This window comes from Burkholderia sp. AU6039 (genome assembly GCF_002223365.1).
GTDB lineage: Bacteria > Pseudomonadota > Gammaproteobacteria > Burkholderiales > Burkholderiaceae > Burkholderia.
Window position 1 is genome coordinate 745,418 of the sequence record NZ_NKFK01000007.1, and the last position, 15,052, is coordinate 760,469.

Below are 15,052 nucleotides of genomic sequence, written 5' to 3' on the forward strand. Positions count from 1 at the left end.
AGCGCGCGGATGCGTCGGTATGCACCGCCCCCTGATTCGGTATCCGGATCAATATCACGCCGTCACCGCCGACCACCCGCCAGCGGCGCCACGCCGTCACTTCGTCAGCAGCTCGGCCTCCAGCTCGCGCAGCCGCTCCGGGAACCGGACGCGCAATACCAGGAACCACCCGAGCCCGATCGCCAGCAAGGCGACGAACACATAAGGCAGCCACGCATAGACGCCCGCCGGCACCGGATACACGCTGCCGGCCAGCGGAATCGCGAGCAGCACGACCGCCACGACGCTGATCGCCACATGCCGTGCACGCAGCCGGCGCTGCCGGCGCAGATAAAGCGGCGCGCCGATCGCCACCAGCACGTACGCAAGCAGCCAGCCGTACGTCGCGATCGAACTCAGATAACCATACGAATCGAGCAGCGCGGTGCCGCGTGCGGTGAACACCAGCGCGGTCACCAGCGCCAGCACCGCGATCAGCGCCACCGCGACGTGCGGCGTCGCATTCCGCTCGTGCGCCTGGCCCGTCGACGCATGCAGCACACCCTGCCGCCCGAACGTATAGACGATCCGCGCCGCCGCATTGATCGACGAGAAGAACGCCGCGAAGAAACTCAACGCCACGCCCGCGTCGATCAGCACGCCGACCCAGCCGGCCCCGAGCCGATGCGCGAGCACCGCGAGCGGGCCGTCGACCTGATCGAGCGACGGCGTCTGCCCGTGGAACGCGCTCACCATCCCGTACGCGCCGATCACGAACAGGATCGCCGGCCCGACGACGCTGATCAGCACCGCGCGCGGAATCGCACGGAACGGGTCACGCGCTTCCGCGCCGAGCACGGTCGCACTCTCGAACCCGGTGAAGCTGAAGAACGCGAGCACCATCCCGAGCTGCAACTGCGTCGGCTTCACGCCTTCCAGCGTCAGTTGCGCGCGATCGACCGGATGCCCGCCGAACGCGATCGTCCCGATCACGACGACGGCGATCAGCAGCAGCGTCGCGAGTTCGACGAACAGCGTGAAGCGCGTGGACAGCCGGATGTCGCGAAACGCGATGTACCACGCAGCGAACGCGGTGACGACCGTCAGCCCGAGCACCGCGCCGAGCGGCGTCGCGCTGCCGAGCAGCCCGGTTTCGCGGCCCAGCACCAGAAACGTGTTGATCGTCCCCTGCAGGATGCCCGCGGCGGCCACCGCATAGGCAATCAGCAGCGACCAGCCGCAGATCGCGCCCCAGACCGGCCCGATGCCGGCCGACACGTACGCATACAGCGCGCCCGGCGACGCCGAGTCGCGTGCGAACACCGCGATGCTCCACGACGCGAACAGCAGCGCGACGATCGCGAACAGGTACGCGAGCCAGGTCCCGTTGCCGGCCGTCGCGAATACGGCGGGAATCAGTACGCCGATCCCGCCCGACACGCCGACGAGGCCGATCGACTGCGCGATCAGTTCGGGCAGGCTCAGGTAGTTGCGCCGCAGGCCGCCTGCCTGCGGCACGGCGCTTTGCGCAGGGAGTGCCTGCGCGGTGCTTGCTGGATGACTCATTGGTTTACCTCGTCAGGAATGAAGCAGTGACGCGTGGGCCAACTACGCGGCGGTGGCGGCTGCCGGTGCGGCCACCCCAATTCCTTGCCCATGTTTCGTTGCGTTGAATACGCCGGCGCGAGCCGGTCAATTCCAGGAATGGCGCGCGGGCCTCACGCCGTTGAGGTAGTAGTTACCGATCGCGTGATACTTCCAGCGCACCGGATCGTGCAGCGTATGCACGCGCGCGTTGCGCCAGTGGCGGTCGAAGTTGTATTTCGCGAGCGTCGACTTGCTGCCGCCGAGCTCGAACAGCTTGCTCGCCGCGAGCAGCGACACCTCGGTCGTCGCGATCTTCGCCTCGCCCACCGCGATCGCGGCCTGCGCGACCGTTTCCTCGCTCGGCTCGCGCTTCGCCGCGTCGACGAAGCGCCCCGAGCGCGCGAGCAGCGCTTCGGCCGCGTGCACGCGGTACGCGATGTCGCCGATCTGCGCGACCGTCAACGGATCCTCGCTCGCGCGTTCGACGCGGCTGTCGATCCACGGGCGCGCATGCTGCTGCACGAACGCGATCGTGTCCTCCAGCGCGGCGCGCGCAATACCGAGGTCGATCGCGGCGGTCGTGATCTGCGCGAACGGGCCCGCGAAGGTCGGGCGGTCGTACGAACGCTGCGTGTGGAAGATCTCGAACGGGCTCACGCGCACGTTCTCGACGATCACCGTGCCGCTCGCGGTCGTGCGCTGCCCAAAGCCGCTCCAGTCGTCCACGACGGTCAGCCCGGGCGCGCCCTGCCGCACGAACGCGAGCACGGCCTGGTCCGACTCGTCGAGCGCGAGCACCGGAATCCAGTGCGCGAACAGCGTGCCGGTCGAATAGAACTTGCGGCCGTTCAGCACGAACGCGTCGCCGTCGCGGCGCACACGCGTCTGGATATCGAGCACGTTCTTGCCGCCCGCTTCCGAGAATGCGTTCCCATAGCGCGTGCCCTTCAGCACGAGATCGAAGAAGAAGCGCTTCTGCGCATCGCTGCCTTCGAGGCGGATGTCCTCGATCAAGCAGTAATGGTTCTGCGGGATCTGGCCGAGCGACGGGTCCGCCTGCGAAACGATCGCGATCACCTCCGCGAGCGTCACGTTCGACACCTCCGCGCCACCGTATTCGCGCGGCACGGTGATGCCCCACAGGCCGCTCGACGAGAACAGCTCGATCTCGTCGAACGGCAGCTTGCGCTCGCGGTCGCGCAACGCGGCGTGCTCGGCCAGTCGTGCCGCGACCCGGTGCGCGACGTCGAGTGCCTCGGCATCCGAGCCGATGACGGGAACGGGAGCTTGGGTAGTACCCGCTTGCGGTTGCACGTTTTCTTCGATGAATTCCGTAGACATGTAGATTCCGGTAAAGCGCATGAACCGGCCGGCGGTGCCGCGAGGCCTCCGCCAGCCTCCTGTTTCGATATCCGAAACGTTGAACCTGGATGACCCGCAAGAGCGGTCGATGTCACCCGTTCGATCGGCCCGCGCACGGCATGCGTGAACGCGCGCCGCGCACCGGCCTCCGCATCACGCGGCAACCGCCTGCCGCTGCGCCTCGAGTTCGCGCACGAGCGGCAGCACGCGTTGGCCGAAGTACTCGACTTCCTCGATGAAATGCAGGAACCCCGCGAGCACCAGATCGACGCCGATCGCCTTCAGCGCGACGATGCGCTCGGCGATCTGCTGCGGCGTGCCGATCAGGTTCGTGCGGAAGCCGTCGTTGTACTGCACGAGATCCTCGAACGTCGACTTCGCCCAGTTGCCCTCGCCTTCGGGCGATGCCTTGCCGGCCTGCTTCACCGCGTCGCCGAACGCGTGCACGGCCTCGACGTGCGCGTGCCGGATGATGTCGTCGAGCACGGCCTTCGCCTCTTCCTCGGTATCGCGCGCGATCACGAACGCGTTGACGCCGATGCGCACGCGATGATTGTTCGCCGCCGCCTTCGCGCGGATGTCGTCGATCTGCGTCTTCAGGTTCTCCGGCGTATTGCCGTTCGTGAAGTACCAGTCCGACACGCTCGCCGCGTTGTCGCGCGCCGCCCGCGAGCTGCCGCCCTGGAAAATCTCCGGGTGGGGCTTCTGCACCGGCTTCGGGCTCAGCGTGTAGTCGTTGAAGCGGTAGAAGTCGCCCTTGAACGTGAAGTTGTCCTGCGTCCAGATGCCCTTCAGCGCCTGGATGAATTCCTTCGAGCGCCGATAGCGTTCGTCGTGCTCGAGCCACGGCTCGCCGATCGCGGTGAATTCGCCCTTGAACCAGCCGCTCACCACGTTGATCGCGATGCGCCCGTTCGAGATGTGGTCGATCGTCGCGAGCTGCTTCGCGACCACGGCCGGATGCCACGGCCCCGGCAGGATCGCGGCGAGCACCTTGAGCTTCGTCGTCGCATGCAGCAGCGCCTGGCTGAACGACACCGACTCGTGCTGGTATTCGGCGCCGTAGCCGGCCGTGAAGCGGATCTGGCTCAGCGCGTAGTCGAAGCCGGCCGCCTCGGCCGTGCGCGCGAGCTGCTGGTTGTATTCGAGGCTCCAGTCGGTGCGCTGCTCGATCGTGCTGACGACGAGGCCGCCGCTGACGTTCGGCACCCAGTAGGCGAACTTGACGCCGTCGGCGGAAGGGTCGGGATGGCTCATGAGTGTGTCCTGGTCGGAAAAGAAAACGCAGGCGGCCTACGCGGCCGCGACGGAAAGCGCATGCGGGCGCAATTGCGGCACCGCGCGATCGACGGCGAGCGCGATACGCGCGCGCAGCGCCGGGTTCGTGATCTGGTACTGGTCGAAATCGCTTTCGGACGCATACACGCCGATCGGCAGCGTGCGGGCCTGGAAGAAGCTGAACAGCGGACGGAGCTGATGGTCGATCACGAGCGCATGACGCTCGCTGCCGCCGGTGGCCGCGAGCAGCACGGGCACGTCGATCAGCGCTTCGTGATGCACGAGATCGAACAGGTGCTTGAAGAGGCCCGTGTACGACGCGCGATACACGGGGCTCGCGACGACGAGCGCATCCGCCGTCTCGATCGCGCGGATCTGCGCGTCGAGGTCGGCCGGCACCTGCGCGCGCGTCAGCGCGCCGGCCAGCCGGCCGCCGATCTCGCCGAGTTCGATCAGCCGTGTTTCGATCGGCAGCGCGGCGCCGAGCGCTGCGACGATCGCGTCGGTCAGCGCCAGCGTGCGCGACGGCCGCTGCAGGCCGCCCGATATCGCGACCACGTTGATTGCATTGCTCATCGGTTGCATTCCCATTGTCGAGTCGGGTGCCGACGCACCCGTCACGTCTTGGGTCAGCAAGGAGCGTGCCATTTCAACGATCGAGACGGAAACCGATCGTCTGCATGACGAAATGCATCGCGATCGACCGCCAGTCGAGGCGCCGCCGTTGTTCGCGCACGTCGATAAGCGTGCCAGCCATGGCGTCACAACCATATTCCGCAGCGCGATGAACTCGGGGAAACAACGCTGCTGCTGCGCTGCTGCGTGATCAGCAGCACGGTGTGCGGCAGGCAGGTTTTTCCGCTTCGACACGGATTCCGGCAGGCGCACGGCATCCATCGGCAGGCATGGGCGCCCGCTTTTCCCGTTCACGCGCCGGCGCGACGCCTCCCACCCTTGCAGCAGCGCCGGCATGGCTGCTGCATCGTCGCTTTGCGTGCCGCCGATCGCCGTGCCGCGCGACCTTGCCGTGCGCGACTGCGTCCAGCGCAGCAATCCCGCATTGGTTATCAGAAATCGATGTTTCCCGCGTTGCGCGAAACGTTGAACACTCTGCTGATCACGCAGCACCCGGCCAGCAACGCCCGCCGCGGCCTGAGCGTTTTCGTGCGGCAACCCGACACATTCATCGCCATGACACCCATTTCCGTATCGCCCCGCGCGGAAGGCCTGCGCGTCGTCGCGCCGCCCCGCGACGAACCGGCGCCCCCTGACGCGTTGCAAACCGCCGAGCGCCTGGCAACCGGCTTTGCACGCACCGCGGCCGAGCGCGACCAGCAGGGCGGCACGCCGAAGGCCGAGCGCGATCAGCTGCGCGACAGCGGCCTGCTCGCGCTGAGCATCCCGGCCGCCTACGGCGGCCTCGGCGCGAGCTGGCGCACGACACTCGACGTCGTCCGCGTGCTCGCGGCCGCCGACAGTTCGCTCGCGCACGTGTTCGGTTTCCACCACTTGATGCTCGCGACCGTGCGGCTGTTCGGCGCACCCGCGCAGTGGGAATCGTGGTTCGAGCGCACCGCGCGCCAGCAGTGGTTCTGGGGCAATGCGCTGAATCCGCTCGACGCGCGCACAGTAAGCCGCTCGCGCGGCGCGTGGCATGAATTCAGCGGCCAGAAGAGTTTTTGCTCGGGGGCGCTCGATTCACAGATGCTGATCGCGTCCGCGCACGATGCGCAGACGCGCGCATTCCTGATCGCGGCCGTGCCGACGCAGCGCAGCGGCATCTCGATCGCCGACGACTGGAACAACATCGGCCAGCGCCAGACCGACAGCGGCACGGTCACGTTCGAGAAGGTGCGCGTCGAGGATCACGAACTGCTGACGGACCCCGGCCCGCTGTCGACGCCGTTCGCGTGCCTGCGCCCGCTCGTCGCGCAGCTCGTGCTGACGAACGTGTATCTCGGCATCGCCGAAGCCGCGTTCAACGACGCGCGGCACTACACGCTGCACGAGGCGCGGCCGTGGCCCGGCGCGCAGGTCGCGAGCACCGGCGACGATCCGTACATCCTCGGCCAGTACGGCGAATTCTGGGTCGGGCTCGAAGCCGCGCGCGTGCTCGCCGACCGCGCGGCGGACCGGCTCGACGCCGCATGGTCCCGCGATGCGGCGCTCACCCAGGCGGAGCGCGGCCAGGTCGCGCTCGCCACGGCCGCCGCGAAGGTGTCGGCCGCGCGCACCGGGCTCGATCTCTGCACGCGGATGTTCGACGTCGCCGGCGCACGCGCGACGCACGGCGCGCTGCGGCTCGACCGGCACTGGCGCAACCTGCGCACCCACACGCTCCACGATCCGCTCGCGTACAAGATTCGCGAGATCGGCGAATGGGCGCTCAAGCGAACCTATCCGACACCGGGCTTCTACTCGTGAACCACACCCCTACCGATGCGTGGCCCGACGCCGCGCCCGTCCTCACGCTGCCCGACCGCCCCGCGCTCGCAACATCCATTCGTGCCCGCGCGCAGGTGTTCGTCGATCCGCGCTCGGTCGCGCTGCTCGACCGGATTCGCCTGGTCGCGCCGAGCGATGCGAACGTGCTGATCGTCGGCGAGACCGGCACCGGCAAGGAACTGATCGCGCGCCACGTGCATGGCCTCAGCCGCCGCAGCAGCGGGCCGTTCATCGCGGTGAACTGCGGCGCCTTCTCCGAGACGCTCGTCGAGAGCGAACTGTACGGTCACGAGAAAGGCGCGTTTACCGGCGCGTTCAGCGCGAAGCCCGGCTGGTTCGAGGCCGCGAACGGCGGCACGCTGTTTCTCGACGAGATCGGCGACCTGCCGCTGTCGATGCAGGTCAAGCTGCTGCGCGTGCTGCAGGAGCGCGAGGTCGTGCGGCTCGGTTCGCGCACCGGCGTGCCGATCGACGTGCGCGTGGTTGCCGCGACCAACGTGGATCTGCAGCAAGCCGTCGCGAACGGGCAGTTTCGCGGCGACCTGTTTTACCGGCTCAACGTCGTGCAGCTCGCGGTGCCGACGCTGCGCGAACGCCCGGGCGACATCCTGCCGCTCGCACGCCACTTCTTCGACGACTACCGCAGCCGCCTCGGCTACGGGCCGCGCAGCATCGACCCGCGCGCCGAGCGCCGGCTCGAGGCACACAGCTGGCCGGGCAACATCCGCGAACTCGAGAACGTGATCCATCATGCGTTGCTCGTGAGCCGGAACGACTCGCTGCAGGAGGCCGATCTGCATATCGCGTCGCCGGGTGTGCCGACGGCCGCCTCGAGTACGTCAACGCCGGAACCCGACCCGGCCACCGGCGCACAAGCCGCACTCGAACGCGCGCTGCGCGACCTGTTCGACGAGGATCACGGCAACCTGTTCGAACGCATCGAGGACACCGTGATGCGCGTCGCGTTCGAATTCAGCCACCGCAACCAGATCCAGGCCGCACGGCTGCTCGGCATCAGCCGCAACGTGCTGCGGGCGCGGTTGATTCGCGCGAAGGAAATTGCGGCGATGAAGTAGCCGCGTATGGGGGCGCACCGCTGCCCGGCTCCGGCGCGATCGCGCAGCGTTATGTGCATCAACGTTCAAACCTGATGTATCGCGGCGCGATCCAGAGCTTGAGCAGGCGATCGTACCGTAGCGGCAAACGATCAACGCAGCGTCTTTGTCGGCCACAGGTGCCCACCTCCCCAATCGGTGGACACCCATGCTCGTTGGTCAGCGCGCCGTGACATAGCCGTCGAGAATGGCCCCCTTACGGTCGATCAACTTCAATTGCTATAGATCAGACCGCGAGCGGCGCCGTTGACGTAAATCCTGCCATACGTGTTCCAGTCGCCGGCCATCACGGCGGAATCGCCGAATTGGTGCGCGTCATCGTTGAAGCGCGCCCACGTTGCACCCCCGTCGTCGGAATGGTAAATGCCCCAGACGCCGTTCAATGTGCCTTCCACATAGACCGCGGCCGAGTACGACGAACCGGTCGGTGCCCTGCCCAACGCGATCACGGTGGCGCCCGGGGTGCCATTGGTCGACGCAAAGACGCCGAGCTTCGTCCAGGTCGCCCCCGAGTCCACCGAGTGGTACACGGCCGTGCCGTCGGCCAGCCAGAGGTCACCCTCGGCGTTCGGATTGACCGCCATCGACGTATCCCGCCACGAATTCCAGGCCAGGTTCGCGTTCACCGAGCCCTGGCTCAGCGCGAACGTGTGGCCGCCGTCGTTCGAGACGTAGATCTTGCCGCGCTGCCAGCTCCACGGTGCGCCGCCGGAGTCGTAGGCATAGACCTTGTTCGGGTTCTTGCGGTCCGCGGCCAGGCGGTAGGCACGCGGGAAGCCGTTCCATGTGGCACTGAACGCCGGCAGGTTGGTCGCCGTCCAGCTGGCGCCATTGTTTGTCGTGTACGACGGCACCGAGTCCGGCGGTGCCCAGGTCACGTTGTTGCGGGACGAGACGACCAGGTTGCCCACGTTGCTCTGGCTTGCCGCGGCGCCGATGGGCAGCGACGCGAACGTCGACCAGCTATTGCCGCTGTCGCCGGACCAGAAGCCCTTGGTCGCATGGCCGTTGGCGTTGTCGACGCCCGCGGCGGCGATGTACGTCGGATCGGACCACGACATGTCGGCCGAATTGCCGCTGCTCCACGTGCTCAACGGGCCTTTCGTCGGCCTCGTCGTGAGATCCGTATTGACCCACGTGCCGATGTCGCCGGCGCTGTTGATGAACTTGTACGACGCACCGGGCGGCGCCGTGACGAGCGCCAGCGTCACGGTTTCCTCGAGGTTGTCGACCTTGGCGCGCCAGGTTGGCGTGGGCGACGAGGCGTTCATGGTTTCGCAGATGCCGCCGCCGTGGACGTGCATGACGTGATCGCGATTGGCCGGGTCGATGGCGACGCTCTCGACCCAGCCGGCGCAGCCACCCGAGGCAGTGCCGATATGCGGCATGCCGGCCTCGATCTCGCGCCACGTACTGCCGCCGTCGTCGGATAGCTGGATGGTCTTGCTGGTGTCGCTCCAGCCGGTCATGCCCAATGCGATGCGGGCGGACGCGCCCAGACCGGAGACGGACAGGCCGCCAAAGCCGTTGCTGCTGGAGCGGTTGAGCAGCGTCCAGTTGCTGTCGTTGCTTCCGCCGAACTTGTAGAGAGAGCTCGGCCCGCCGATGCCCTGGCCGACGCCCGCGTTGAACACCACGTAGAAGTTGCCGTCGGACGTGCGCACGGCGTGCGGGATGTAGTAGCCGGACACCGTCGGCGGGACGGGCACCGGCGTCCACGAGAAGCCGCCGTTGGTGGACTTGTACAGGGTCGACGTCAGGCCCGCCGCGTTGGCGTAATCCGGGGCGACGGTGGCCCACATGATCCAGGTCGGCTGGCCACTCCCCTTGCCCGACGTATCGAAGATCACCTGTTCGACGCCGATCGGGGAACTGCCGCCGCTGATCGTGGTGGAGGACAGACCCGTGACCTGCGCCCAGGTGCGGCCCGAATCGGCACTCTTCCACAGGCCGGCCGTGCGCGATCCGTAGAACAGCGTCGACGGATTGTTCGGGTCGACCTGCAGGCGCTCGCCCGTGGCGCGGCCGTTGTCGTTGCCGCCCACCGGGAACGGCAGGTCGTAGTGCGTCCAGGTATCGCCGCGGTTGCTCGAGATGTAGATGCGGCCGTTGTGACCCTGCGTCACGGTAATGCCGGTCACCATGTAGACGAGCTGATCGTTGTTCGGGTCGAGCGCGAGGCTTTCGACGCCGTGGAAATCGCCCTCGCCCGAGCCGAAACCGATGCCGTCGGTGATGGGCGTCCACGTCGAGTTGGTCGCGTTCCAGCGGTACGCGCCGCCAACGTCGGTACGTGCGTACAGCAGGCTCGCGTTGACGGGATGGTAGATCAGGCCGGTCACATAGCCGCCGCCGCCCCACTTGACGCTGGTCCAGCTGGCCGCCGGCAGGTTGCTGCCGCTGCCATTTCCGCCGATCTGGCTACGATTGGCGGCTGCATTGGCGCCCGAATGGGTCACACCTGTCGTGCTATCGGATCCGTCACCACAGCCCCATAACGCACACGCCATCGCCGCAACGGCAATCCATCGTTGAGAAAACACGGTCATCAGAAGTCCTTAGGAAAGCGGTCCATCGCAGGGCCCGCCATCGGGCCCGCGCAATCAATTCGCCATGAGCGACGCAATCTGCGCAGCGCTGAGCGCACCGCGATAGATGCGGAAATCGTCGATCAGGCCGTGGAACGTGGCGTCGGCACTGTATTGCGATTTGCCCAGCCAGTTCTGCGTGGTACTGCCCAAGCGGAACGGCGCCTGGAACATCGCCGTGTTGGTGCTGACGGGCGTGCCGTCCACGTAGATCGTGCCGGTCGAACCCGATAGCGTGACGGCCACATGCACCCATCGCTTGCTCGGCAGCTCGGTGGGGGCGTCGATGATCTGTTCCGGCGAGCCGTCACCGGGGCCGTTGGCCGTCATGGCGAAGCGCATGCCGGCCCAGCCGTTGCGCAACTGCCCGCGCGGAGTGAACATCATGTAGCGGTGGAAGCCCGTGCCGAAGTCGAACAGGCGTGCCCACGTTTGCGCGCCGTTCCAGAACACCCAGCTGGCGAGGGTGAAGTCCGACACGTCGACCAGCAGATCGTCGGGCAACGCGACATACGCGCCCGAGCCGTTGAGCGAGACCGCGTTACCGTTGTGCCCGGCCGCCCACGTTGCGCCGTTGAGCGTGCCATTGCGCCTGTTGCCCGAGCTATCGGCGGCCGTGATGCCGCTGCCTTCATCAAACGTGAGGTGCGCGAGCAGCTGCTGCGCCGTGATCACTTTCACTTCGTTGGAGAACGCCGATTCGCCCGCAATCGTTTGCGCTGTCACGACGTAAAAATACGTGCCGGCAGCGGCTGGCAGATCGGTATAGGTCAGCAGATCGGTGATCCCGCTCTGGATGGCTTTGTACGGCCCGCCGGCAATGGTGGCGCGCTTCACGTTGTAGCTGACGGCGTTGCTGCTGCCCCACCACGACAGCACCACCTTGCCCGCGCTCGCGTAGCCGGTCAGGCCGGTCGGCGTTGCGGCGGGGGTGCCGGGGTCGAGCGTGCAAGTGAGCGTGCCGTAGCCAAGCTGATCGAAGCCGCCACTGTTGGGGCCGTAGTTGCCGCCGCCGCCTTCCGGTGCCACCAGTTCGGCAGCGCGCTTGGTGTAAGGCGCCGCCAGACCTTTGCGGTTGATGTAATGGTTGGCCACCAATGCCCAGCAGGGCCGCCCCAGGGCGTCGCCTCGCCCACCGGTGGAGAACTGCGTCTGGGTGACGCCGGCGCTGTTCTGGTACGTGACGAAAGGCACCGTGTAGAACGCGCCGTCCGCCTGCTTCAGGTTGGCCTTGGCCACGTATTCCGCGCCCGCCAGGAAGCGATTGTTGTCATGGCCGTACAGGTCGATGCCCTGATTCCACGCCATCTCGCAAATGGCGCCCGTCAATGCAATGCCGAGCGTGCTATGGCCCTGGTCCCGGCCGGCTTCCTGCCATTGCCCGAGGTTGCCGGGGTGCAGGTAGTACACGGCTTGCCGGATGCAGCCGTTACTGCCGCCGGTCTTGAAATGGGTGACGGCCTCGTTGACGAGCTCGGCATCGTCGCACAGCACGCCGATGGCCAGAACGCACGCGATGTTGGCGAGGCCCCAGTTGGCCCAGTAGTGCGTGTCCATCGCGGTGTCGATACGGGTCAGGAAAGCATGCCTGACCGGGTAGAAGACCTTGCGCATCATGGCCTGAAACGCGGCAAGCCCGGCCGGACTCCAGCCGCTGTAGCCGCGCATGATTTCGGCTGCGTTGGCGAACTCGTAGCCGTAGATGCCGGCGGCGAGCGCCACGTCGCTGCCGCCAAGCGTCGTCAGCGTCGACGCCCATTGGTCCAGATACTCGACGGCTTTGTCGGCATAGCGTTTGTCGTCCGACACCTTCCAGCGCAGCGCGTCGCCATAGGCGGCGGCGATGTCGTTGTAGAGCGCGCCGTAGTTCTGACCATGCGTGGGATCATTGCCGCGATAGATGCCGACCTGCGGATTCGGCTTGTTCGTGAGGCGCGTGTGACCGTTGGCGACGAGCACGTTCCAGCTGTCGATCCACGGGGAAGCGTGGGCCCCGACTTTAGCGCGCATGCGTTCGAAATCCGCGTCGGTATGCAGCAACCCGGGATGCGTGAAGGCGCGGGTTTGGGCAATGCCTGCCGACGTCGCGCCTGCGTCGATACCGTCCGGAGCCGGAGCACCTCGGGACGCCTGACCGATGCCGTTCGCCGATGGTCGCTCACCGCCTGTCACCACGTCGCTTCCGTCGCCGCCGCATCCGGCCAGAAGCGCTGCACCAAGCCCCATCACGAAATGGCGTCGTGCAATATTCTCGATGTCGCCGAGTGGGACGATTTCCTCGGATGGCATCGTCGATGCTCCGTTGTCTCGCATGTTGGGATCCCCAGTTTTTTAGCTATGGTCGAAGCGACAAAAATGTACGAACCATTCCGTATTCATCAGGAACGCGTAGCATTCTATCCAGTGCGATAGGGAGGTAATCAAGCGAAAAAAAACATATTCACTCATGACACGCACTTGACACATCGGTGATGCAAGGACTGAGGGATGCGCGAAGCGGCTGGGCACCGCCATGGAACAAAACAAAGTCGAGCCTGGGCATGATCTGTTGTCCGTAGCGCGCTCACGGCGGAGCACGCCATCTCGAATCCGACGACCCGCCTGCCAATAGAAGTTCGGCGTTGACGGCCGCGGCCGAACTTGCATCTCGTTCCTCGCTCGGAATGCGCGGCCAAAGGCCTCGCATCTCACAACATGCATGGGCGTGCGCCGCACTCCATACATCAACGTCCGAACCTGATGTATCGTGGCGCGAAGCGTGCGCGTCGCTTCGCCCGTGCGGAACGTCATCCATTCCATGACCGCCTGCCCCCGGCGACAGCACCCGCACGATCCTGCGCAACACGAAAGGCCGTCCGGCGCCCGTGCGGGCCCGGCCGAGCCTCGTTCACCCGTCCGGAACCCGTCGCCATGAAAAAGCTTGTCAACCGCCCGTCCGATGTCGTGCGAGAAATGCTGGAAGGCATCGCGCGGCAGTCGCCGCATGTCGCGATCCTCGGCGACGAGCACGTGCTCGTCCGCCAGCCGCTGCCCGAGCCCGCGCAGCGCCCCGTCGCCGTCCTCTCCGGCGGCGGCAGCGGCCACGAGCCCGCACACGGCGGCTATGTCGGCGAAGGGATGCTGAGCGCGGCCGTCTGCGGCGAAGTGTTCACGTCGCCGTCCACCGACGCCGTGCTCGCCGCGATCCGCGCCACCGCCGGCCCGAACGGCGCGTTGCTGATCGTGAAGAACTACACCGGCGACCGGCTCAATTTCGGGCTCGCCGCCGAACTCGCGCGCGCCGAAGGCATTCCGGTCGAGACGGTCATCGTTGCCGACGACGTATCGCTGCGCGGCCGCGTCGAGCGCGGCCAGCGGCGCGGGATCGCCGGCACCGTGCTGATCCACAAGCTCGCCGGCGCGGCCGCCGCGCGCGGGCTGCCGCTCGCCCGCGTCGCAGCGATCGCGCGCGACGCGGCGGCCGAACTCGGCACGATGGGCGTCGCGCTCGACGGCTGCACGATCCCGGGCGCCGACAAGTCGGGCTTCAGCCTCGGCGATCACGAGATCGAGCTCGGCCTCGGCATCCATGGCGAGAAAGGCGTCGAACGTCGCGCACCGCTGCCGGCCGATGCGCTGGTCGACACGCTGCTGTCGAGCATCGTCGCCGATCTCGTGCTCGACCGCGGCGAACGCGTCGCGCTGTTCGTCAACGGCCTCGGCGCGACGCCGGACATGGAGCTCGCGATCGTGCTGCGCGCCGCGCACGACAACCTGCACCGGCGCGGCCTCGTCGTCGCACGCGCGTGGGCCGGCACGTTCCTGTCGGCGCTGAACATGCCCGGCTGCTCGATCTCGGTGCTGCGGCTGAACGACGAACGCGCGGTGCTGCTCGACGCGCCGACGCAGGCGCGCGCATGGCCGGGCGGCGGCGCGGTGAATACGCAGATCCGTACGGCCTCGGCCGCCGTGCAGGAAGCGCCGTTGCCGCCGCTCGATGCGGCCGGCCGCGCGTGGGCCGCGCGCCTGCAACCGGCGCTGCACGCGGTCGCGCAGACGCTGATCGATCACGAGCAGACGCTGACGGACCTCGATGCGGCGGCCGGCGACGGCGATCTCGGCGCGAGCATGCTGCGCGCGGCGGAAGCGATCCTCGCGCTGCCGGAAACCGCATACGGCACGCCGGCCGGCGCACTCGCGGCGCTCGGCGCCGCGTTGCGCCGCGCGATCGCCGGCAGTTCGGGGCCGTTCTATGCAACCGCGCTGCTGCGCGCATCGCGCCGGCTGGCCGATAGCGCCGAGCCGTCGGCGCGTGACTGGGCCGCGGCGTTCCGCGGCGCGGTGGATTCGATCAGCGAACTGGGCGGCGCGCATGCCGGCGACCGGACGATGCTCGATGCGCTGGTTCCGGCCGTCGCGGCGTTCGAGCGTGCGCTCGACAACGATCGCGATCCCGCCAGCGCGTGGGCCGCGGCAGTCGAAGCCGCCGAGCACGGCGCGCAGGAAACCGCACGCATGACGCCGCGCGCCGGGCGCGCGAGCTATCTCGGCGAACGCGCGATCGGCACGCCGGACGGCGGCGCGGTCGCGGTGTCGTATTGGCTGCGTGCGTTGCAGGCGCACATCGGGTGAGGGTCGAAGGCGCGCCATCGGTGTCGCGCCTTCAACGCATCGGCACGCGAGACGCCACACCGCGTCACGTGCCGATGTCGAGGATCG

At 67.5% G+C, this 15,052-nt stretch carries 9 protein-coding genes; 3 read left to right on the top strand and 6 right to left on the bottom strand.

The genetic code is table 11. The annotated features are described in order from the left end of the window. Nucleotides 1-96: 96 nt before the first annotated feature. The 4 genes from CFB39_RS35355 to msuE form a co-directional block, all read right to left on the bottom strand. Entirely contained in the window at nt 97-1,545 is a 1,449-nt protein-coding gene (locus CFB39_RS35355) for an APC family permease (RefSeq protein ID WP_089476451.1), read from the bottom strand. A gap of 126 nt (nt 1,546-1,671) precedes the next feature. Further along, nucleotides 1,672-2,907 carry an SfnB family sulfur acquisition oxidoreductase gene (locus CFB39_RS35360; protein ID WP_179257782.1) on the bottom strand — a complete coding sequence of 412 codons (1,236 nt, stop codon included), beginning with the start codon at nt 2,905-2,907 and terminating at the stop codon, nt 1,672-1,674. A 174-nt stretch (nt 2,908-3,081) separates the two neighbouring features. Further along, complete coding sequence (sfnG, locus tag CFB39_RS35365) at nt 3,082-4,185, bottom strand: dimethylsulfone monooxygenase SfnG (RefSeq protein ID WP_089476453.1); 1,104 nt, start codon at nt 4,183-4,185, stop codon at nt 3,082-3,084. Between the two features lie 36 nt (nt 4,186-4,221). After that, nucleotides 4,222-4,782: an FMN reductase gene (gene msuE / locus CFB39_RS35370; protein ID WP_069250299.1), complete on the bottom strand. Its 561-nt coding sequence runs from the start codon at nt 4,780-4,782 to the stop codon at nt 4,222-4,224. Nucleotides 4,783-5,397: 615 nt separating this feature from the next. On the opposite strand from msuE, the gene CFB39_RS35375 reads away from it, so the two are divergent. Then, nucleotides 5,398-6,630, top strand: coding sequence for an acyl-CoA dehydrogenase family protein (locus CFB39_RS35375; RefSeq protein ID WP_373452758.1), 1,233 nt, complete (start codon nt 5,398-5,400; stop codon nt 6,628-6,630). Next, entirely contained in the window at nt 6,627-7,727 is a 1,101-nt protein-coding gene (locus CFB39_RS35380; protein ID WP_089476454.1) for a sigma-54-dependent Fis family transcriptional regulator, read from the top strand. The genes CFB39_RS35375 and CFB39_RS35380 overlap by 4 nt, the downstream gene beginning before the upstream one ends. Before the next feature lie 251 nt (nt 7,728-7,978). Here CFB39_RS35380 and CFB39_RS35385 read toward each other — a convergent pair whose 3' ends face one another. Together CFB39_RS35385 and CFB39_RS35390 are read right to left on the bottom strand one after the other, a co-directional pair. Next, nucleotides 7,979-10,225, bottom strand: coding sequence for a dockerin (locus CFB39_RS35385; RefSeq protein WP_256991533.1), 2,247 nt, complete (start codon nt 10,223-10,225; stop codon nt 7,979-7,981). A gap of 144 nt (nt 10,226-10,369) precedes the next feature. After that, a complete protein-coding gene (locus CFB39_RS35390) occupies nt 10,370-12,643 on the bottom strand; it encodes a LamG-like jellyroll fold domain-containing protein (RefSeq protein ID WP_089476456.1) in 2,274 nt (757 codons plus the stop codon). Nucleotides 12,644-13,264: 621 nt separating this feature from the next. On the opposite strand from CFB39_RS35390, the gene CFB39_RS35395 reads away from it, so the two are divergent. Continuing rightward, nucleotides 13,265-14,965 carry a dihydroxyacetone kinase family protein gene (locus CFB39_RS35395; RefSeq protein WP_089476457.1) on the top strand — a complete coding sequence of 567 codons (1,701 nt, stop codon included), beginning with the start codon at nt 13,265-13,267 and terminating at the stop codon, nt 14,963-14,965. Nucleotides 14,966-15,052 lie beyond the last annotated feature (87 nt).